The organism is Streptococcus infantis (assembly GCF_047463635.1).
GTDB classification, from domain to species: domain Bacteria; phylum Bacillota; class Bacilli; order Lactobacillales; family Streptococcaceae; genus Streptococcus; species Streptococcus infantis_W.
In genome coordinates, this window is record NZ_JASHDL010000002.1 from 190,708 (window position 1) to 212,720 (window position 22,013).

15 protein-coding genes are annotated in these 22,013 nt (G+C 42.2%); 14 read left to right on the top strand and 1 reads right to left on the bottom strand.

The features are described 5' to 3' along the window. The first annotated feature begins 4 nt into the window (after positions 1-4). From glpO to QM867_RS02720, 12 genes are all read left to right on the top strand, one after another. The gene (gene glpO / locus QM867_RS02665) at positions 5-1,831 is read left to right on the top strand and encodes a type 1 glycerol-3-phosphate oxidase (RefSeq protein WP_414315102.1); all 1,827 of its coding nucleotides are present in this window, start codon (positions 5-7) and stop codon (positions 1,829-1,831) included. 70 nt (positions 1,832-1,901) lie between these two features. Beyond that, positions 1,902-2,606 carry an MIP/aquaporin family protein gene (locus QM867_RS02670; protein ID WP_414315103.1) on the top strand — a complete coding sequence of 235 codons (705 nt, stop codon included), beginning with the start codon at positions 1,902-1,904 and terminating at the stop codon, positions 2,604-2,606. 227 nt (positions 2,607-2,833) lie between these two features. Next, the gene (locus QM867_RS02675) at positions 2,834-2,965 is read left to right on the top strand and encodes a teichoic acid D-Ala incorporation-associated protein DltX (protein ID WP_000375187.1); all 132 of its coding nucleotides are present in this window, start codon (positions 2,834-2,836) and stop codon (positions 2,963-2,965) included. Positions 2,966-2,985: 20 nt separating this feature from the next. Beyond that, entirely contained in the window at positions 2,986-4,536 is a 1,551-nt protein-coding gene (gene dltA / locus QM867_RS02680) for a D-alanine--poly(phosphoribitol) ligase subunit DltA (protein WP_414315104.1), read from the top strand. Then, positions 4,533-5,777 (top strand): D-alanyl-lipoteichoic acid biosynthesis protein DltB, encoded by a 1,245-nt coding sequence (gene dltB / locus QM867_RS02685; RefSeq protein ID WP_075232371.1) that lies wholly within the window; start codon positions 4,533-4,535, stop codon positions 5,775-5,777. The genes dltA and dltB overlap by 4 nt, the downstream gene beginning before the upstream one ends. A gap of 13 nt (positions 5,778-5,790) precedes the next feature. Further along, positions 5,791-6,030 (top strand): D-alanine--poly(phosphoribitol) ligase subunit DltC, encoded by a 240-nt coding sequence (gene dltC, locus QM867_RS02690; RefSeq protein ID WP_075232372.1) that lies wholly within the window; start codon positions 5,791-5,793, stop codon positions 6,028-6,030. Continuing rightward, on the top strand, positions 6,023-7,291 hold the full coding sequence (dltD, locus tag QM867_RS02695) for a D-alanyl-lipoteichoic acid biosynthesis protein DltD (protein WP_414315105.1): 1,269 nt from the start codon (positions 6,023-6,025) through the stop codon (positions 7,289-7,291). Before dltC ends, dltD begins: the two co-directional genes overlap by 8 nt. A 138-nt stretch (positions 7,292-7,429) precedes the next feature. Further along, entirely contained in the window at positions 7,430-9,463 is a 2,034-nt protein-coding gene (nt5e, locus tag QM867_RS02700; protein WP_414315106.1) for a cell surface ecto-5'-nucleotidase Nt5e, read from the top strand. Positions 9,464-9,623: 160 nt separating this feature from the next. After that, entirely contained in the window at positions 9,624-10,064 is a 441-nt protein-coding gene (gene adcR / locus QM867_RS02705; RefSeq protein WP_414315107.1) for a zinc-dependent transcriptional regulator AdcR, read from the top strand. Then, positions 10,064-10,768 (top strand): metal ABC transporter ATP-binding protein, encoded by a 705-nt coding sequence (locus QM867_RS02710; protein WP_045762612.1) that lies wholly within the window; start codon positions 10,064-10,066, stop codon positions 10,766-10,768. The genes adcR and QM867_RS02710 overlap by 1 nt, the downstream gene beginning before the upstream one ends. Next, the gene (locus QM867_RS02715; protein ID WP_311523167.1) at positions 10,761-11,567 is read left to right on the top strand and encodes a metal ABC transporter permease; all 807 of its coding nucleotides are present in this window, start codon (positions 10,761-10,763) and stop codon (positions 11,565-11,567) included. Before QM867_RS02710 ends, QM867_RS02715 begins: the two co-directional genes overlap by 8 nt. Positions 11,568-11,575: 8 nt before the next feature. Beyond that, positions 11,576-13,078: a zinc ABC transporter substrate-binding protein AdcA gene (locus QM867_RS02720; RefSeq protein WP_414315108.1), complete on the top strand. Its 1,503-nt coding sequence runs from the start codon at positions 11,576-11,578 to the stop codon at positions 13,076-13,078. Between the two features lie 142 nt (positions 13,079-13,220). Here the strand turns inward: QM867_RS02720 and QM867_RS02725 are convergent, their stop codons facing one another. Continuing rightward, on the bottom strand, positions 13,221-14,078 hold the full coding sequence (locus tag QM867_RS02725; RefSeq protein WP_414315109.1) for a 5'-nucleotidase, lipoprotein e(P4) family: 858 nt from the start codon (positions 14,076-14,078) through the stop codon (positions 13,221-13,223). 430 nt (positions 14,079-14,508) lie between these two features. Here QM867_RS02725 and QM867_RS02730 point away from each other — a divergent pair, with 430 nt between their 5' ends. Together QM867_RS02730 and rpoC are read left to right on the top strand one after the other, a co-directional pair. Next, positions 14,509-18,111: a DNA-directed RNA polymerase subunit beta gene (locus tag QM867_RS02730; protein WP_414315110.1), complete on the top strand. Its 3,603-nt coding sequence runs from the start codon at positions 14,509-14,511 to the stop codon at positions 18,109-18,111. A gap of 32 nt (positions 18,112-18,143) precedes the next feature. Further along, positions 18,144-21,806 (top strand): DNA-directed RNA polymerase subunit beta', encoded by a 3,663-nt coding sequence (gene rpoC / locus QM867_RS02735; RefSeq protein ID WP_414315111.1) that lies wholly within the window; start codon positions 18,144-18,146, stop codon positions 21,804-21,806. Positions 21,807-22,013: the final 207 nt, after the last annotated feature.

Sequence of the window (22,013 nt, forward strand, 5' to 3'; positions counted from 1 at the left end):
AAATATGGAATTTTCAAAGAAAACACGTGAATTATCAATTAAAAAAATGCAGGAACGTACCCTGGACCTCTTGATTATTGGTGGAGGAATCACAGGGGCTGGTGTAGCTTTACAGGCAGCAGCTAGTGGTCTAGATACTGGTTTGATTGAAATGCAGGACTTCGCAGAAGGAACATCTAGCCGTTCAACAAAATTGGTCCACGGAGGTCTACGTTACCTCAAACAATTCGACGTAGAAGTGGTATCAGATACAGTTTCTGAACGTGCAGTGGTTCAACAAATCGCTCCACATATTCCAAAGCCAGATCCAATGCTTTTACCAGTTTATGAAGAAGATGGAGCGACCTTTAGCCTCTTCCGTTTGAAAGTAGCTATGGATTTGTACGACCTTTTGGCAGGAGTTAACAACACACCAGCTGCAAACAAGGTCTTGAGCAAGGAAGAAGTCTTGGAACGTCAACCAAACTTGAAGAAAGAAGGCTTGGTAGGAGGTGGAGTTTACCTTGACTTCCGTAACAACGATGCGCGTCTTGTGATTGAAAACATCAAACGTGCCAACCAAGACGGTGCCCTCATTGCCAACCACGTGAAGGCAGAAGGCTTCCTCTTTGACGAAAGTGGCAAGATTACTGGTGTCGTAGCTCGTGATTTGTTGACAGACCGAGTCTCTGAAATCAAGGCCCGTCTGGTTATTAACACAACAGGTCCTTGGAGCGACAAAGTACGCAATTTGTCTAATAAGGGAACACAATTCTCACAAATGCGTCCAACTAAGGGAGTTCACTTGGTAGTGGACTCAAGCAAGATCAAGGTTTCACAGCCAGTTTACTTTGACACAGGTTTGGGTGACGGTCGTATGGTCTTTGTTCTCCCACGTGAAAACAAGACCTACTTCGGTACAACTGATACAGACTACACAGGTGATTTGGAACATCCAAAAGTGACTCAGGAAGATGTAGATTATCTACTTGGTATTGTCAACAACCGCTTCCCAGAAGTCAACATCACCATTGATGATATCGAAAGTAGCTGGGCAGGTCTTCGTCCATTGATCGCAGGCAATAGCGCTTCTGACTACAATGGAGGAAATAACGGAACCATCAGTGATGAAAGCTTTAACAACTTGATTGCGACTGTTGAATCTTATCTATCGAAAGAAAAAACGCGTGAAGATGTTGAGTCTGCTGTCAGCAAGCTTGAAAGCAGTACCTCTGAGAAACATTTGGATCCATCTGCAGTTTCACGTGGTTCGAGCTTGGACCGAGATGATAATGGTCTCTTGACCCTTGCTGGTGGTAAAATCACAGACTACCGTAAGATGGCTGAAGGAGCTATGGAGCGCGTGGTTGACATCCTCAAAGCAGAATTTGACCGTAGCTTTAAACTCATCAATTCTAAGACTTACCCTGTTTCAGGTGGAGAATTGAACCCAGCAAATGTAGACTCAGAAATCGAAGCCTTTGCGCAACTTGGAGTGTCACGTGGTTTGGATAGCAAGGAAGCTCACTACCTAGCAAATCTCTATGGTTCAAATGCACCGAAAGTCTTTGCTCTTGTTCATAGTTTGGAACAAGCGCCAGGACTTAGCTTGGCAGATACTTTATCACTTCACTATGCAATGCGCAATGAGCTAGCTCTTAGCCCAGTTGACTTCCTTCTTCGTCGTACCAACCATATGCTCTTTATGCGTGATAGTTTGGATAGCATCGTTGAGCCAGTTTTGAATGAAATGGGACGATTCTATGACTGGTCAGAAGAAGAAAAAGCAGCTTACCGTGCTGATGTCGAAGCAGCTCTCGCTCAAAATGACTTAGCAGCATTAAAAAATTAAGAAAAACTAGAAGAGAGGGAGACAAGCGTTCCTTGCTTTCTCTCTCCTTCTTTTAAATGGAGACAAAGATATGATGAAAGAATTATTTGGAGAATTTTTGGGGACTTTAATCCTGATTCTCCTAGGAAATGGTGTTGTTGCAGGTGTGGTTCTTCCCAAAACTAAGAGTAACAATTCAGGATGGATTGTCATTACCATGGGTTGGGGAATTGCCGTTGCTGTCGCAGCCTTTGTGTCTGGCACCCTCAGTCCAGCTCATTTAAATCCAGCTGTGACCATTGGTGTGGCCTTAAAAGGTGGCCTGCCTTGGGCATCCGTTTTCCCTTACATCCTAGCTCAGTTTGCAGGAGCTATGCTCGGTCAGATTTTGGTTTGGTTGCAATTCAAACCACATTATGATGCAGAAGAAAATGCAGGCAATATCCTGGCAACCTTCAGTACTGGTCCAGCCATCAAGGATACAGTTTCTAACTTGATCAGTGAAATCCTTGGAACCTTTGTTTTGGTGTTGACAATCTTTGCTTTGGGGCTTTATGACCTTCAGCCTGGTATCGGAACCTTTGCAGTGGGAACTTTGATTGTCGGTATCGGTCTATCACTAGGTGGGACAACAGGTTATGCCTTGAACCCAGCTCGTGATCTTGGCCCTCGTATCATGCACAGCATCTTGCCAATTTCAAACAAGGGAGATGGAGACTGGTCTTATGCCTGGATTCCAGTTGTGGGACCTGTTATCGGTGCAGCCTTGGCCGTGCTTGTATTCTCACTTTTCTAAGATAAAAGAGCTATTTGTAACAAAGTTTGAGATTGGATTCTCAAACTTTGTTGTTTTTTGAGGGCAAAACATTAATATTTTAACTTGTCTTAAAATAAGCTAAAATGTGCTTTCTAAAAATGGTAAACAGTTGAAAATAGAGGGAATAAAGTGGTAAAATGGGAACAAGAAAAAATAGTAATTGTTTGTGGAAAAATTGACGGAAATTTACAGAAAAGAAATCGATCATGGATAGAAAGAAACCATTATATATTTTTTTAGGGCAAACGGTCCTGTATTTTATTGTTTTACTGGGTTTGCTTTACTTTTTTAGTTACCTAGGTCAAGGTCAGGGTGGCTTTATCTACAATGAATTTTAACTTTAAGGAGAAAACGAACTGTGTCTAATAAACCGATAAAAGATATGATTGAAGTGATTGAGTACTTCGCCCAAACTCAGCCTGGCTTTCCAGTCTATAATGTTCTTGGTGAGGAACGTACCTATGGTGATTTGAAGGCTGATTCGGATAGTTTGGCTGCAACCATCGATCAACTAGATTTACCTGAAAAATCTCCTGTAGTCGTTTTTGGTGGTCAGGAGTATGAGATGTTGGCTACCTTTGTAGCCTTGACCAAGTCAGGTCATGCCTACATTCCAATTGACAGTCATTCGGCCTTGGAGCGCGTGTCTGCCATTCTTGAAGTGGCTGAGCCAAGCTTGATCATTGCTATTTCAGACTTTCCATTGGAGCAGGTCTCTACACCAATGATGAATCTAGCTCAGGTTCATGAAGCCTTTGTTCAAGGGGCAAGCTATGAGATGACGCATCCAGTCAAGGGAGATGATAACTACTACATCATCTTTACTTCTGGTACGACTGGTAAGCCAAAAGGGGTGCAAATTTCGCATGATAATCTGCTCAGCTTTACCAACTGGATGATTACGGACAAGGAATTTGCGACGCCAGAGCGTCCACAAATGCTGGCTCAGCCACCTTATTCTTTTGACTTGTCTGTCATGTATTGGGCACCGACCTTGGCTCTTGGAGGAACCCTTTTTGCTCTTCCATCAGCTATCACTCAAGACTTCAAACAACTCTTTGCAACTATCTTTTCTCTTCCGATTGCTATCTGGACTTCGACACCATCTTTTGCAGATATGGCCATGTTGTCTGAAGATTTCAATGCTGAAAAGATGCCAGATATTACCCATTTTTACTTTGATGGGGAAGAGTTGACAGTTAAAACTGCTCAAAAATTACGCGAACGTTTCCCAAATGCGCGCATCATCAATGCTTACGGGCCAACAGAAGCAACAGTTGCTTTGTCAGCAGTCGCTATTACAGATGAGATGTTAGCAACTTTGAAACGTCTTCCAATTGGCTACACCAAAGAAGATTCTCCAACCTTTATCATTGATGAGGAAGGGAACAAATTGCCAAACGGAGAGCAAGGGGAGATTATCGTATCTGGTCCAGCTGTTTCAAAAGGCTACATGAACAATCCTGAAAAAACAGCTGAAGCCTTCTTCGAATTTGAAGGTCTTCCAGCCTATCATACGGGAGATGTCGGAACCATGACAGATGAAGGTCTCCTTCTCTATGGTGGACGGATGGACTTCCAGATCAAGTTTAACGGTTACCGCATTGAGCTAGAAGATGTTTCTCAAAACTTGAATAAATCTCAGTATGTTGAATCCGCTGTTGCAGTTCCACGTTACAACAAAGACCACAAGGTTCAAAACCTCTTGGCCTATGTTATCTTAAAAGATGGCGTCAAAGAACAATTTGAGCGCGAAATTGATATCACGAAAGCGATCAAGGAAGACTTGGAAGATATTATGATGTCTTACATGATGCCGTCTAAGTTCCTTTACAGAAAGGAATTGCCACTAACTCCAAATGGCAAAATTGACATTAAAGGCTTAATCAATGAGGTGAATAATAGATGATGGAGCTTTTCAAACAGCTTCCTCATATTGAGCCTTATGGAAATCTACAGTACTTTGTCTACGTGATTACCGCTACCTTGCCAATCTTTATCGGTCTTTTTTTCAAAAAACGTTTTGGCTGGTATGAAATATTGGTTAGTCTCTTCTTTATAGTCACTATGTTGACGGGAGGCAAGACCAATCAATTAGCTGCCTTAGGAATCTATCTAATTTGGCAAATGGTACTGGTTCTTTTTTACAAGCAGTATCGAAAAAGTAAGGATGGCAAGTGGGTCTTCTACCTAGTTAGTTTTCTGTCCCTCCTTCCGATTATCTTTGTCAAGGTGCAGCCTGCTATCAATGGAACGCAGTCTTTGCTTGGATTTTTGGGAATTTCTTACCTGACTTTTCGTTCGGTGGGAATCATCATCGAACTTCGAGATGGAGTCATTAAGGATTTGAAGATGTGGGAGTATTTGCGTTTTCTTCTCTTTATGCCGACATTTTCAAGTGGTCCTATTGATCGTTTCAAACGTTTTAATGAAAATTATCAGACGATTCCAGAGCGCGATGAGTTGATGGATATGCTAGCCGAGTCCGTTCGGTATATCATGTGGGGATTTCTGTACAAATTTATCCTAGCTCATATTTTAGGCGAGATTTTGTTACCTCCTCTAAAGAACTTAGCTTTACAGGAAGGGGGCGTCTTTAACTATTATGTAGTGGCCATCATGTACACATTTGGTTTGGAGCTCTTCTTTGACTTTGCGGGTTATTCCATGTTTGCTATAGCTATTTCAAATCTGATGGGGATTCGTAGTCCGATCAACTTCAACAAACCCTTCTTATCAAGGGATTTGAAAGAGTTTTGGAATCGCTGGCATATGAGCTTATCTTTCTGGTTCCGTGACTTTGTCTTTATGCGCTTGGTCATGGTGATGACGAGAAAGAAATTGTTTAAGAATCGAAATGTGACTTCAAGTGTCGCCTATATCCTGAACATGCTCCTTATGGGGTTCTGGCATGGAATAACATGGTTTTACATCGTCTACGGACTCTTTCATGGGTTAGGTTTAGTAATTAATGATGCCTGGCTTCGTAAGAAGAAAACCCTCAATAAGGAACGGAAAAAAGCAGGGAAGGCTGCTCTACCTGAGAATCGCTGGATTCAGTTGCTTGGCATGGTTATAACCTTCCATGTCGTGATGGTTTCATTCTTAATCTTCTCTGGATTTTTGAATGATTTATGGTTTAAAAAATAAAAGGAATTAAAAAATGGATATCAAATCAGAAGTTATTGAAATTATTGATGAATTGTTTATGGAAGATGTTTCTGACATGATGGATGAGGATCTCTTTGATGCAGGTGTCTTGGACAGTATGGGAACAGTTGAATTGATCGTGGAAATCGAAAATCGCTTTGATATTCGTGTCCCAGTTACAGAATTTGGTCGTGATGACTGGAATACAGCTAATAAAATCGTAGTAGGGATTACGGAGTTAAAGAATGCTTAAACGCCTGTGGTTAATCTTCGGGCCCATTCTTACTGCAGGTTTATTGGTTCTTCTACTCATTATTTTCTATCCTAGTAGTAAGAGTCATAATCTAATGGAGGAAAAATACTCTGCAGCCTCGATAAGTGCAGAAAGTTTCAAAGAGAGAAGACAAAAAGTGAGAGCTCTCACGGATCCTAATATACGTTTTATACCCTTTTTGGGTTCGAGTGAATGGATTCGTTTTGATAGCATGCATCCAGCAGTATTAGCTGAAAAGTATAATCGCCCCTATCGTCCTTATTTTATGGGGCAGGCAGGAGCAGCTTCTCTTAGTCAGTACTTTGGGCTACAACAAATCACATCTGAGCTTGAAAACAAACAAGCGGTATTTGTAATCTCTCCACAATGGTTTACAAAAGAGGAGCACGATGCGCCTACTTTTCAAAGCTTTTTTAACAATGACCAGTTGACGGCCTTTTTGGAAAATCAATCCGGAGATCTGGCCTCTCAATATGCGGCCACTAGACTCTTGAAGCAAAATCCAAGAGTACCGATGAAGGGAATTGTTGAGAAGCTGGCCAAGAATGAACAATTGTCAGACTTTGATCAAACGATGGTTAATCTCTCTGCCGAGTTCAATGAAAGACAAGCTGCTCTTTTTGGTCAATTCTCCATTCATGGTCGATTAAAGTACAAAGATCATGTTGAGAAATATTTGAGCAGTCTCCCAGAACAATTTTCTTATGAAGAATTGGAAAATATTGCACGTAAGGATGCAGAGGAAAATACGACCAATAATGATTTGGGAATGGAGAACCACTTTTATAATACTCAACTAAAGAAGGACTTAAAAAATTTAGAAGGCTATCAAAAGAATTATAACTTTCTCCAATCAAGTGAGTACAATGATTTGCAGCTAGTGCTCGATCAATTTGCCAAGTCTAAGGTTAATGTGCTCTTTGTCTTTCAACCTGTCAATCAAAAATGGATGAACTATACAGGTTTGGACGAAGAAATGTATCAACACTCTATTGAAAAAATTCGTTACCAGTTGGAAAGTCAGGGTTTCACCAATATCGCTGACTTTTCAAAAAATGGTGGAGATCCCTACTTTGTTAAGGATACGATTCATATCGGTTGGTTGGGCTGGTTGGCGTTTGATAAGGTTGTGAATCCCTTTTTGAGCAATCCGACAACAGCACCTAATTACCAAATGAATGACCGTTTCTTTAGCCAGGATTGGGCAAATTACGATGGGAATATTAAAGATTTTCAATAATATAGAAAAGGAGTTTGAACTTTTTGTTCAGACTTTTTTATGAAATATCAGATAGCTTGCCCTAAAAAAGGCTAAAAGTTTTAAAATCATGCTAAATAGCGTATAATGGTAGAAGAAAGAAGAGAAAGGGATTTCAAAATGAATAAACGTTTCTTGTTGCCTGTCCTATCGACAGCCCTGTTAGCTCCAGCATTTTTAGCTGGACAAGTCTATGCTGAAGAAAATACTAGTTCTTCAGAAGTTACAGAAGTTGTGAGTACTGCAGAAGCACCAGTAGTAGCAGCGACTCCTGAGGTTGTTATAAATACGGCAACACCAGCTGAAGAGGTTGCACCTCAAAAAGAAGAACAAGATACTGTTATCTTGCATACCAATGACGTGCATGGTCGTATCGTAGAAGAAAAAGGAGTAATTGGAGATGCCAAGCTCGCGACAGTTATTGAGAAGGAGCGCGAAAAGGGCAATCAAACGACTCTAGTGGTGGATGCAGGGGATGCCTTCCAAGGTCTGCCAATTTCAAACTCTACAAAGGGTGAAGCACGTGCCAAAATCCTAAATGAGATGGGCTACGATGCTATGGCTGTAGGAAATCATGAGTTTGACTTTGGACTTGACGAAGCTAAAAAATACAAAGAAATCTTGAACTTTCCACTGCTTAGCTCGAATACTTATGTAAATGGAGCTCGTCTATTTGAAGCAGCAACAATTGTTGATAAGAACAAGGATATTGCAGGTGATGAGTTTGTCGTCATCGGTGTGACAACACCTGAAACAGCTACTAAGACTCACCCTAAAAATGTTAAAGGCGTAACCTTTACAGAACCGATTGCAGAGGTTAACAAGGTTATCGAAGAAATTCAAGCTAAAGCCTTGGCAGAAGGCAAAGACTACAAACACTATGTTGTTCTCGCTCACTTGGGAGTTGATACAACAACACCTGTAGAATGGCGTGGTTCAACACTTGCAGAAGCACTTTCAAAAAATCCTTTGTTGAAAGGTAAGCGTGTTACAGTGATTGATGGTCACTCTCATACAGTAGAATCTACTACCTATGGGGACAATGTGACATACAACCAGACAGGAAGCTATCTCCATAACGTTGGTAAAATCACTTACAAATCTCGTCAATTATTAGGAAATCCAAGCCAGGTACCTGCTGCAGATGCTAAGAAATTAGAAGCCAATCCAAAGATTGCAGCCATGGTCAAAGAAATCAAAGAAAAATATGATGCTGAAAATGCTGTAGAAGTTGTTTCAAATAGCCCAGTTGAATTGAACGGTGACCGTGAAAATGTCCGTGTCCGCGAGACAAACCTTGGAAATGTTGTCGCAGATTCTCTCTATCAGTACGGTCAAACAGGCTTCAGTCATCCAACAGATATCGCTGTGACAAATGGTGGTGGCTTGCGTGAAACGATTTCCAAAGATAAGCCAATTACAAAAGGAAATGTCATTGCAGTCTTGCCATTTGGAAACACAATCTCACAAATTCAAGTAACTGGTCAGCAAGTTCTGGATATGTTTGAAAAATCTCTCGGCTCTATCTTGCAGGTTGATAAGGCAGGAAAAACTGTCTTGGATGAAAATGGTCAACCATTGCTAGAACCAAGTGGTGGATTCTTACAGATTTCAGGAGCCAAGGTCTACTACGATACAAATCTAGTCGCAGGTAAACGCGTCTTGGCTATTCAAGTGAAGAATCGTGCAACTGGTCTTTATGAAAAACTAGATTTGGCGAAAATCTACTACCTAGCAACCAATGACTTCCTTGCGGCAGGTGGTGACGGTTATACCATGCTTGGTGGTGCTAGAGAAGAAGGTCCTTCAATGGATGCTGCCTTTGAAGACTATCTCAAAACAGCTGATTTGACTCAGTATGAAAAGGTAAATCCAAATTCACGCACGATTTCTGTGGACTCAAAAACATTTAAACTTCCTGAAGAAGGTAAAGAGCAGGATCCAGCTAAACCAGTAGAAGACCAAGCAACAAAACCGACTCAACCTTCTACTGTAAAAGTTGATTATAAGGTTGCAGATAAGTTTGCTAAGAAAACAGTAGTCTCAGAGAAACTACTTCCAAATACAGGTAGTGAGCAATCTATTTTCATGATGCTACTTGGTATGATTCTTGGAGCGACAGCCCTCTGGACTAGCCGTAAACAAGAAAAATAATTCTAAAGGATGAAAACATCTCAGGTGTTTTCATCTTTTTTCTTGACTCCTTGCTTGGATGTGATATACTTAACTAGTAAAGGAATGGTTTGAATTTGATTTTTGAAGAGTATGAAAACCTTGTATTTATAGAAATTCCGTTCTGAGAAAGGAGCAAATCATGAGACAGTTGGCAAAAGATATCGATCGTTTTTTAAATGAGATTATTCTCAAGGCGGAAAACCAACATGAAATTCTCATTGGTCATTGCACCAGTAATGTGGCCTTGACGAATACCCAGGAGCATATTCTCATGCTTTTATCAGAGGAGTCGCTCACCAACTCTGAGTTGGCGCGTCGTCTCAATGTTAGTCAAGCTGCCGTTACAAAGGCTATCAAATCCCTGGTTAAGGAGGGAATGTTAGAAACGTCTAAGGACCCTAAGGATGCTCGTGTTGTCTTCTATCAATTGACAGACTTGGCTCGACCTATTGCTGAGGAACACCACCATCATCATGAACATACCCTCTCGGCTTATGAGCAGGTTGCCACTCAGTTCACACCAAACGAACAAAAAATTATCCAGCGGTTTTTAACTGCTTTAGTAGGAGAAATCAAGTAATGAGATACATCACAGTAGAGGATTTGTCCTTCTATTATGACAAGGAACCTGTGCTTGAGCATATCAATTACAGTGTTGATAGTGGGGAATTTGTCACACTGACAGGAGAAAATGGAGCGGCAAAGACTACTCTTATCAAAGCTAGTCTAGGTATTTTACAACCGAGAATTGGGAAAGTAACCATCTCAAAGACAAATATTCATGGGAAAAAGCTAAGAATCGCCTATCTTCCTCAGCAGATTGCAAGTTTTAATGCGGGCTTTCCAAGTACTGTTTATGAGTTTGTCAAATCAGGTCGCTACCCAAGAAAGGGCTGGTTCCGTCGTTTGAATGCCCATGATGAAGAACACATCAAGGCTAGTTTAAACTCAGTTGGTATGTGGGAACATCGGGATAAACGCATTGGTTCTCTCTCTGGTGGGCAAAAGCAAAGAGCGGTCATTGCACGTATGTTTGCTTCAGATCCAGATATCTTTATCTTGGATGAGCCGACAACAGGGATGGATGCAGGTACCAAGAATGAATTTTATGAACTCATGCATCACAGTGCCCACCACCATGGCAAGGCTGTTTTGATGATTACTCACGATCCTGAAGAAGTCAAGGATTACGCAGATCGCAATATCCACCTTGTCCGTGACCAAGATTCGCCATGGCGTTGTTTCAATGTCCATGAAAATGATCAGGAGGTGGACCATGTTTAATCTATTGTCTTATGATTTTATGCAGCGAGCCTTTTTGGCTGTTATTGCCATGAGTCTCTTTTCGCCAGTCCTTGGGACCTTCCTCATCTTGCGTCGTCAGAGCCTTATGAGTGATACACTGAGTCACGTATCGCTATCAGGTGTGGCCTTTGGTTTGGTTTTAGGGATTTCTCCGACCATCTCGACCATTGTGATTGTCTTGATTGCGGCAGTCTTTCTTGAATATCTCCGCACGGTTTACAAGAGCTTTATGGAGATTGGAACTGCTATCCTCATGTCGACGGGTCTTGCAGTTTCACTCATTGTTATGAGTAAGGGTAAGAGCTCTAGCTCGATGAGTTTGGATCAATATCTGTTTGGTTCTATTGTGACCATCAGTCAAGAACAGGTAATTGGGCTCTTTGTCATTGCAGCGGTTGTTTTAATCCTGACCTTCCTCTTTTTAAGACCCATGTACATCTTAACTTTTGACGAGGATACAGCTTTTGTCGATGGTCTTCCAGTGCGTACCATGTCTATCCTCTTTAACATGGTGACGGGTGTGGCTATTGCTCTTATGATTCCAGCTGCAGGGGCACTTTTGGTATCAACTATCATGGTCTTGCCAGCTAGTATCGCTTTGCGTTTAGGGAAGAACTTTAGCTCGGTGATGATTCTTGCCAGCGTTATTGGTTTTCTAGGTATGGTAGCAGGACTTTATATTTCCTACTATGCAGAGACACCACCGAGTGCAAGTATTACCATTATCTTTGTAGTTGTCTTTTTGTTAGTCAGCTTACTCAAACGTTTTATCAAATAGGAGAAAAAATGAAAAAACTAGGCTTACTTTTGGCAAGTCTTGTGACACTATTCTTAGTCGCTTGTTCCAATCAAAAACAGGCAGACGGAAAATTAAATATTGTCACAACTTTCTATCCTGTCTACGAATTTACCAAGCAAGTTGCAGGCGATACAGCCAATGTCGAGCTCTTAATCGGGGCAGGGACAGAACCACATGATTATGAACCATCGCCTAAGGCAGTGGCTAAAATCCAAGACGCTGATGCCTTTGTTTATGAAAATGAGAACATGGAAACATGGGTTCCTAAGCTTTTAGATTCACTAGATGCGAAAAAAGTAAAAACAATCAAGGCTACTGGAGATATGTTGCTTCTTCCAGGAAGTGAAGAAGAGGAAGACCATGACCATGGCGAAGAAGGTCATCATCACGAGTATGATCCTCACGTATGGTTGTCTCCTGCGCGTGCCATTAAGCTTGTAGAGCACATTCGTGACAGTTTATCAGCTGACTATCCAGATAAGAAGGCGACTTTTGAACAAAATGCAGCAGCCTATATCGAAAAACTACAAGCCTTGGACAAGGCCTATACTGAAGGACTTTCTAGTGCAAAACAAAAGAGTTTTGTGACTCAACACGCTGCCTTTCGTTACTTAGCTTTAGACTACGGACTGAATCAAGTTTCTATCTCAGGTCTTTCCCCAGATGCGGAGCCTTCAGCAAGCCGCTTGGCAGAATTGACCGAGTACATCAAGAAAAACAAGATTTCTTATATCTACTTTGAAGAAAATGCCTCTCAAGCTCTAGCTAATACTCTTTCAAAAGAAACAGGAGTTAAGTTAGACGTTCTGAATCCTCTAGAAAGCTTGACCGAAGAGGACATGAAGGCCGGTGAAAACTATATCTCTGTCATGGAGAAAAATCTCAAGGCCCTCAAGCAAACAACTGACCAAGCAGGGGCAGAAATTGAGCCAGAAAAAGCAGAGGAAACTAAAACCGTTCAAAATGGTTACTTTGAAGATGCCGATGTCAAGGATCGTACCTTGAGTGACTATGCTGGTAACTGGCAGTCTGTTTATCCTTTCCTTGAAAATGGTACTCTAGACCAAGTCTTTGACTACAAGGCTAAATTGACTGGTAAGATGACCAAGGATGAATATAAAGCCTACTATCAAAAAGGCTATCAAACCGATGTATCTAAGATTAATATCACGGATAATACTATGGAATTCATCCAAGGTGGCCAAAGTAAGAAATATACTTACAAGTATGTCGGCAAGAAAATCTTAACCTACAAGAAAGGGAATCGAGGAGTTCGTTATCTCTTTGAAGCAACAGATGCGGATGCTGGACAATTTAAGTATGTTCAGTTTAGCGACCACAATATCGCTCCAGTCAAGGCAGAACATTTCCATATCTTCTTTGGAGGTACTAGCCAGGAAGCCCTCTTTGAAGAAATGGATAACTGGCCAACCTACTATCCAGATGGCTTATCTGGTCAAGAAATCGCCCAAGAGATGTTGGCGCATTAAGATACAATTCATATAATAAAAGCGGACAGGAAAGTTTTCTGATTATCAGAATCCTCTCTTGTCCGCTTTTTTGAGTTTTGTCAGTTAAAGAGCTATTGCCCCCATTTGTGTACTTGTAAATTTGTTCGGTTTCAAGCTTACTTTATTTGTCAAAGCCTTGTAAAGCCTTTTCGCGTTCTTCTACTTGTCCCTTGGAATCTAGTTTATTACCACCGTAAACTGCTGTTTCCCATGATCCATACATTGGATTTGGGAAGATGATGAATTTTTCACCAAATTCTTTTTGCAATTCTTCAAGTTGTTTGTCACGATCAGCTTCAGAAGTCTTAGAAAAATCTGCAAAGTCTACAAGGTTATCACCAAATAGTAACACAAGATTTGTCTTTTCTTGAACCGCTTGTCGACGACCTTCTTTGGATTTTACACCACTTTCTAGGAACATGAGATGATCACGTCCTTGTACAGGAATACCTTCGCTTTCTAGATTTTTAATGGTAGCATCTACTTGGTCGACTGAACGGTCAGAAATATAGTAGATTTGGACACCGTTTTGATCGGCAAACTGAAGAAAATCTTTAGCACCTGGGACGGCTTTTGCTGCAGCTTTTTGGACCCAAACATCCCAATTTTCAGGTGTGAATGCTGTTCCATCTTTGACATTTTGAACTTGATAAGGACTGTTATCTAGGACCGTTTCGTCCAAGTCCAAAACAATCGAATAAGGCTTGTCTGATTCTGTTTTCAGTAATTCCTTTAGACGATCTGTAGCAACATTATAACCTTGTAGATACAAGGCTTTTGTTTCGGCCGCTTTTTGATACCAGAGAGTTGACATGGTATTTTCTCTAGACCGTAGTTGGTCGTAAGTCATTGTAATCTGATTGTCAGATGAGTTATTAGCGGATGTTTGTGTTTCTGTGGATTTTGTGGCGCAGCTGGTCAATAAGATGACAGATGCAAGTGCAGAAACGATTGTAACAGTGGTTTTAGCTGTTTTCATAAAATGTCTCCTGTCTATTAATTTCAATAACAGTATAGCATGAGGGAATAGTTAAGGCAAGCGTTTTCCTAAATATGGACCTGATTTTCCAGAGAAAGATGTAGATAATTAACGGATTAGAGGAAGAGAAAAATATTTTAAAACCTTGAAAAATCTAGCTAAATAGGGTATAATATAAATAATCATTTGTCGTAGGTTTTGTCTGAAATATTGTCCAGGCAAGGCTCACAGCAGTTAAATCTTCTTACAAAAGTCAGATTTAGCTGCTCTTTTTGTGCTTTTTTTCAGGTTTTCTAGTGTTTGTAACAAAGATTTAAAAATTCTGAAAATTAGTTAAGGGGGATAAGGTGATAGAAGGTTTACAACCTTTTGACGATAATCAAAGGCCTAGACGACTAGGCTTGAAACTTTATTTTAAAGGAGAATCATCTTGGCAGGACATGACGTTCAATACGGGAAACATCGTACCCGTCGTAGTTTTTCAAGAATCAAAGAAGTTCTTGACTTACCAAATTTGATTGAAATTCAAACAGATTCATTCAAAGATTTCCTAGATCACGGTCTTAAGGAAGTATTTGAAGATGTATTGCCAATTTCAAACTTCACAGACACAATGGAGTTGGAATTTGTTGGCTACGAAATCAAAGAACCAAAATACACGCTAGAGGAAGCACGTATCCACGATGCCAGCTACTCAGCACCTATCTTTGTAACCTTCCGCTTGATTAACAAAGAAACTGGCGAAATCAAGACACAGGAAGTCTTCTTTGGGGACTTCCCAATCATGACTGAGATGGGTACCTTCATCATCAATGGTGGTGAGCGTATCATCGTATCACAGTTGGTTCGTTCTCCAGGTGTTTACTTTAATGATAAGGTAGACAAAAATGGTAAAGTGGGCTACGGTTCAACTGTAATCCCTAACCGTGGAGCTTGGTTGGAGCTTGAAAGCGACTCAAAAGACATCGCCTATACTCGTATCGACCGTACTCGTAAGATTCCATTTACGACCTTGGTTCGTGCGCTTGGTTTCTCAGGTGATGACGAAATCTTTGATATCTTTGGTGACAGCGACCTCGTTCGTAATACTGTTGAAAAAGATATCCATAAAAACCCAATGGACTCTCGTACAGACGAAGCTTTGAAAGAAATCTATGAGCGTCTTCGTCCAGGTGAGCCTAAGACTGCTGAAAGCTCACGTAGCTTGCTAGTGGCTCGTTTCTTTGATCCACGTCGTTATGACTTGGCAGCTGTTGGTCGTTACAAGATCAATAAAAAACTCAATGTTAAAACACGTTTGCTCAACCAAACTATTGCAGAGCCATTGGTAGATCCTGAAACTGGTGAAATCTTGGTGGAAGCTGGGACAGTTATGACTCGCAGCGTTATTGAAAGTATTGAAAGTCATTTGGATGGCGATTTGAACAAGATTGTCTACATTCCAAATGATGCTGCCGTAGTAACAGAGCCAGTTGTTCTTCAAAAATTCAAGGTTGTTGCACCAACTGATCCAGACCGTGTTGTAACAATCATCGGTAATGCAAATCCAGATGACAAGGTTCGCATCGTCACTCCTGCGGATATCTTGGCTGAGATGAGCTACTTCCTCAACTTAGCTGAGGGTATTGGCCGTGTTGATGATATCGACCACCTTGGGAACCGTCGTATCCGTGCCGTTGGTGAATTGCTTGCTAACCAAGTTCGTCTTGGACTTTCTCGTATGGAACGTAACGTTCGTGAACGTATGTCTGTTCAGGACAACGAAGTGCTCACACCACAACAAATTATCAATATCCGTCCTGTAACAGCTGCGGTTAAAGAATTCTTTGGTTCATCACAGTTGTCACAGTTCATGGACCAACACAACCCTCTTTCTGAGTTGTCTCACAAACGTCGTTTGTCAGCCTTAGGACCTGGTGGTTTGACACGTGACCGTGCAGGATATGAAGTACGTGACGTGCACTACACTCACTATGGTCGTATGTGTCCAATCGAGACACCTGAAGGACCGAACATCGGTTTGATCAACAACTTGTCATCTTACGGTCACTTGAACAAATATGGTTTTGTTCAAACACCATATCGTAAGGTTGACCGTGAAACAGGCAAAGTAACTAACGAAATCGTTTGGTTGACTGCCGATGAAGAGGATGAATTTACTGTAGCGCAGGCTAACTCACGCCTTAACGCAGATGGCACTTTTGCTGAAAAAGTTGTCATGGGACGTCACCAAGGGGTTAACCAAGAATACCCAGCTTCAAGTGTTGATTATATGGACGTTTCTCCAAAACAGGTAGTTGCCGTTGCGACAGCATGTATTCCTTTCTTGGAAAACGACGACTCTAACCGTGCCCTCATGGGTGCCAACATGCAACGTCAGGCTGTTCCTTTGATCAATCCAAAAGCACCTTACGTTGGTACTGGTATGGAATATCAAGCAGCCCATGACTCTGGAGCGGCTGTAATTGCTCAGTATGATGGTAAAGTTACTTATGCCGATGCTGACAAGGTAGAAGTTCGTCGTGAAGATGGCTCATTGGATGTTTACCATATCCAAAAATTCCGTCGTTCAAACTCAGGTACTGCCTACAACCAACGTACGCTTGTTAAAGTTGGTGACGTTGTAGAAAAAGGCGATTTCATCGCTGACGGACCTTCTATGGAAAATGGAGAAATGGCGCTTGGACAAAACCCAATCGTTGCCTACATGACTTGGGAAGGTTACAACTTCGAGGATGCCGTTATCATGAGCGAACGCTTGGTGAAAGACGATGTTTATACATCTGTTCACCTTGAAGAATACGAATCAGAAACGCGCGATACAAAGCTTGGGCCTGAAGAAATTACTCGTGAAATTCCAAACGTTGGGGAAGATGCCCTCAAAGACCTTGACGAAATGGGTATTATCCGTATCGGTGCTGAGGTTAAAGAAGGGGACATCCTTGTAGGTAAAGTGACACCTAAGGGTGAAAAAGATCTTTCAGCTGAAGAACGTCTCTTGCACGCTATCTTCGGAGACAAATCTCGTGAAGTTCGTGACACTTCTCTTCGTGTACCACACGGTGCCGATGGTGTTGTTCGTGATGTTAAGATCTTTACACGTGCAAATGGAGATGAGTTGCAATCAGGTGTTAACATGCTGGTTCGTGTCTACATCGCTCAAAAACGTAAGATTAAGGTCGGAGATAAGATGGCCGGACGTCACGGAAACAAAGGGGTTGTTTCTCGTATCGTTCCTGTAGAAGACATGCCTTACCTTCCAGACGGAACTCCAGTTGATATCATGTTGAACCCACTTGGGGTGCCATCACGTATGAATATCGGTCAGGTTATGGAGCTTCACCTTGGTATGGCAGCTCGTACTCTTGGTATCCACATCGCAACACCAGTCTTTGATGGAGCAAGTTCAGAAGATCTTTGGTCAACTGTTAAGGAAGCAGGTATGGATAGCGATGCTAAGACTATCCTTTACGATGGACGTACTGGTGAACCGTTTGATAACCGTGTGTCAGTTGGTGTCATGTACATGATCAAACTTCACCACATGGTTGATGATAAATTGCACGCTCGTTCAGTCGGACCATACTCAACCGTTACTCAACAACCACTCGGAGGTAAAGCTCAGTTTGGTGGACAACGTTTCGGTGAGATGGAGGTTTGGGCGCTTGAAGCCTATGGTGCATCAAATGTCCTTCAAGAAATCTTGACTTACAAGTCTGACGATATCAACGGACGTTTGAAAGCTTATGAAGCTATTACAAAAGGAAAACCAATTCCAAAACCAGGTGTTCCAGAATCCTTCCGAGTTCTTGTTAAAGAATTGCAATCACTTGGTCTTGACATGCGTGTCCTTGACGAAGATGATCGAGAAGTTGAACTTCGTGATCTTGATGAGGGCATGGACGAAGATGTCATCCACGTAGATGACCTTGAAAAAGCACGTAAAAAAGCTGCTGAAGAAGCAAAAGCTGCTTTTGAAGCTGAAGAAGGTGCAAAAGCGGAAGCAACAGAAGAAGCTACTGAACAAGAATAGGTAGCTCGCTTAGAATAGAAAGGGAAGAAATAGTGGTTGACGTAAATCGTTTTAAAAGTATGCAAATCACACTAGCTTCTCCAAGTAAAGTCCGTTCATGGTCTTATGGAGAAGTCAAAAAACCTGAAACAATCAATTACCGTACGTTGAAACCAGAACGTGAAGGACTATTTGACGAAGTCATCTTTGGTCCTACAAAAGACTGGGAATGTGCTTGTGGAAAATACAAACGTATTCGTTACAGAGGGATTGTTTGTGACCGCTGTGGGGTTGAAGTGACGCGTACAAAAGTTCGTCGTGAACGTATGGGACACATCGAGTTGAAAGCTCCTGTATCTCATATCTGGTATTTCAAGGGGATTCCAAGCCGTATGGGCTTGACCCTTGATATGAGCCCTCGTGCCCTCGAGGAAGTAATCTACTTTGCTGCTTACGTGGTGATTGATCCAAAGGATACACCACTTGAGCACAAATCTATCATGACAGAGCGTGAATATCGTGAGCGCTTGCGTGAATATGGCTACGGATCATTCGTTGCTAAAATGGGTGCCGAAGCTATCCAAGACCTCTTAAAACAAGTAGATCTTGAAAAAGAAATTGCTGAGCTTAAAGAAGAATTGAAGACAGCAACTGGACAAAAACGTATCAAAGCTATCCGTCGTTTGGATGTTTTGGATGCCTTTTACAAGTCTGGAAACAAACCTGAATGGATGATTCTTAACATCCTTCCGGTTATTCCACCAGATCTTCGTCCAATGTTGCAGTTGGATGGTGGCCGTTTTGCCTCATCTGACTTGAACGACCTTTACCGTCGTGTTATCAACCGTAACAACCGTTTGGCTCGTTTGCTTGAGTTGAACGCACCAGGTATCATCGTTCAAAATGAGAAGCGTATGCTTCAAGAAGCGGTTGACGCTTTGATTGACAATGGTCGTCGTGGTCGTCCGATTACAGGACCAGGTAGCCGTCCCCTTAAATCATTGAGCCACATGCTCAAAGGTAAACAAGGACGCTTCCGTCAAAACTTGCTCGGTAAACGTGTTGACTTTTCAGGACGTTCCGTTATCGCCGTTGGTCCAACTCTTAAGATGTACCAATGTGGTGTGCCACGTGAAATGGCAATCGAGCTCTTTAAACCATTTGTCATGCGTGAAATCGTTGCGCGCGATATCGTGCAAAACGTTAAAGCGGCTAAACGCTTGGTAGAACGTGGAGATGAACGTATCTGGGATATCCTCGAAGAAGTTATCAAAGAACACCCAGTGCTTTTGAACCGCGCACCGACCCTTCACCGTTTGGGAATCCAAGCCTTTGAACCTGTCTTGATTGACGGTAAAGCCCTTCGCTTGCACCCACTTGTCTGTGAGGCCTACAATGCCGACTTCGACGGGGACCAAATGGCCATCCACGTACCACTTTCAGAAGAAGCCCAAGCAGAAGCTCGTATCTTGATGCTTGCTGCTGAGCATATCTTGAACCCGAAAGATGGTAAACCAGTTGTTACTCCATCTCAGGACATGGTTTTGGGTAACTACTACTTGACTATGGAAGAAGCTGGTCGTGAAGGTGAAGGAATGGTCTTCAAAGACCGTGACGAAGCGGTTATGGCTTACCGCAATGGTTATGTTCACCTCCACTCACGTGTTGGTATTGCAACAGACAGCCTCAACAAACCATGGACAGAAGAGCAAAAACATAAAGTCTTGCTTACAACAGTTGGTAAAATCCTTTTCAACGACATCATGCCAGAGGGTCTACCATACTTGCAAGAACCGAACAATGCCAACTTAACAGAAGGCGTTCCAGCTAAATACTTCTTGCCACTTGGTGGAGATATCAAGGAAGCAATCAGCAATCTTGAACTTAACCCTCCATTCAAGAAGAAAAACCTTGGAAATATCATCGCTGAAATCTTCAAACGTTTCCGTACGACAGAAACTTCTGCCCTACTTGACCGTATGAAGAACCTCGGTTACCACCATTCAACCCTTGCAGGTTTGACAGTGGGTATTGCTGATATTCCAGTCGTTGAAGACAAGGCTGAAATCATCGAAGAATCACACAAACGTGTAGAACAAATCACAAAACAATTCCGTCGTGGTATGATCACAGATGACGAACGCTACAATGCTGTTACAGCTGAATGGCGTGCTGCCCGTGAAAAACTTGAAAAACGTTTGATTGCTAACCAAGATCCTAAGAACCCTATCGTTATGATGATGGACTCTGGAGCCCGTGGTAACATCTCGAACTTCTCACAGCTTGCCGGTATGCGTGGTCTGATGGCGGCTCCGAACGGACGTATCATGGAATTGCCAATCCTTTCAAACTTCCGCGAAGGTTTGTCGGTATTGGAAATGTTCTTCTCAACTCACGGTGCGCGTAAAGGTATGACTGATACGGCCCTTAAGACAGCCGACTCAGGTTACTTGACTCGTCGTTTGGTTGACGTTGCCCAAGACGTTATCATCCGTGAGGACGACTGTGGAACAGACCGTGGTCTCTTGATCCGTTCTATCGCAGAAGGAAAAGAGATGATTGAGTCTCTTGAAGAGCGTCTCAATGGCCGTTACACTAAGAAAACTGTTAAACATCCAGAAACTGGTGCAGTGATTATCGGTCCAAATGAATTGATCACAGAAGACAAGGCGCGTGAAATTGTCAATGCTGGTGTGGAAGAAGTGACTATCCGCTCTGTATTTACATGTAACACTCGTCATGGTGTCTGCCGTCACTGTTATGGTATCAACTTGGCGACTGGTGATGCGGTTGAAGTTGGTGAAGCGGTTGGTACAATCGCTGCCCAATCTATCGGGGAACCTGGTACACAGCTTACAATGCGTACCTTCCACACGGGTGGGGTTGCCTCAAATACCGATATCACTCAGGGTCTTCCTCGTGTCCAAGAAATCTTTGAAGCCCGCAATCCTAAAGGGGAAGCGGTTATCACAGAGGTTAAAGGACAAGTTACCGCTATCGAAGAAGACGCTTCAACTCGTACTAAGAAAGTCTTTGTTAAGGGTGAAACTGGCGAAGGCGAATATGTTGTTCCATTTACCGCTCGTATGCGTGTTGAAGTTGGGGACCAAGTAGCGCGTGGTGCTGCTCTTACAGAAGGTTCTATCCAACCAAAACGTCTCCTTGCAGTTCGTGATGTCTTGTCAGTTGAAACGTACCTTCTCGGTGAAGTACAAAAAGTTTACCGTAGCCAAGGGGTAGAAATCGGTGACAAACACATTGAGGTAATGGTTCGTCAAATGATCCGTAAAGTTCGTGTTATGGATCCAGGGGATACAGATCTTCTCATGGGAACGCTTATGGACATCAACGACTTTACAGATGCTAACAAGGATGTTCTTATCGCAGGTGGAGTGCCAGCGACTGGTCGTCCAGTCCTTATGGGAATCACCAAAGCCTCACTTGAAACAAATAGTTTCTTGTCAGCAGCTTCCTTCCAGGAAACAACTCGTGTCCTTACAGACGCAGCTATCCGTGGTAAGAAAGACCATCTCCTTGGTCTTAAGGAAAATGTTATCATCGGTAAGATTATCCCAGCTGGTACAGGTATGGCACGTTACCGTAACCTTGAACCACAAGCAGTCAACGAAGAGTCTTACCTAGCATCTTCACAAGAAGAAGCTCCAGTTGATACGACTGTAGAAGAAGTCGTTGAAACTGTTGAAGTAAGCGAATAAGTAGATGTTACTTAAGATCTGAGATGAAAAGATTAATCATTCACTATAGATTTTTAAGAAGGATCCACTAGATAAAAAAGGGCTCTTTGTCAACTGTAGTGGGTTGAATAAAAGCTAACATCTGGAGAGGACAATCGTTGTCCTCTCCATTTTTATATTCAGAGCGATGAAAATTCGTTTCTTAAAGTTGTCAAAGTTCCTAAAACC

Bases quoted from the DNA above. Each gene is read 5' to 3' on its own strand.
- glpO (WP_414315102.1), top strand. From the start codon at position 5: ATGGAATTTTCAAAGAAAACACGTGAATTATCAATTAAAAAAATGCAG.
- QM867_RS02670 (WP_414315103.1), top strand. From the start codon at position 1,902: ATGATGAAAGAATTATTTGGAGAATTTTTGGGGACTTTAATCCTGATT.
- QM867_RS02675 (WP_000375187.1), top strand. From the start codon at position 2,834: ATGGATAGAAAGAAACCATTATATATTTTTTTAGGGCAAACGGTCCTG.
- dltB (WP_075232371.1), top strand. From the start codon at position 4,533: ATGATGGAGCTTTTCAAACAGCTTCCTCATATTGAGCCTTATGGAAAT.
- dltC (WP_075232372.1), top strand. From the start codon at position 5,791: ATGGATATCAAATCAGAAGTTATTGAAATTATTGATGAATTGTTTATG.
- dltD (WP_414315105.1), top strand. From the start codon at position 6,023: ATGCTTAAACGCCTGTGGTTAATCTTCGGGCCCATTCTTACTGCAGGT.
- nt5e (WP_414315106.1), top strand. From the start codon at position 7,430: ATGAATAAACGTTTCTTGTTGCCTGTCCTATCGACAGCCCTGTTAGCT.
- adcR (WP_414315107.1), top strand. From the start codon at position 9,624: ATGAGACAGTTGGCAAAAGATATCGATCGTTTTTTAAATGAGATTATT.
- QM867_RS02710 (WP_045762612.1), top strand. From the start codon at position 10,064: ATGAGATACATCACAGTAGAGGATTTGTCCTTCTATTATGACAAGGAA.
- QM867_RS02715 (WP_311523167.1), top strand. From the start codon at position 10,761: ATGTTTAATCTATTGTCTTATGATTTTATGCAGCGAGCCTTTTTGGCT.
- QM867_RS02720 (WP_414315108.1), top strand. From the start codon at position 11,576: ATGAAAAAACTAGGCTTACTTTTGGCAAGTCTTGTGACACTATTCTTA.
- QM867_RS02725 (WP_414315109.1), bottom strand. From the start codon at position 14,078: ATGAAAACAGCTAAAACCACTGTTACAATCGTTTCTGCACTTGCATCT.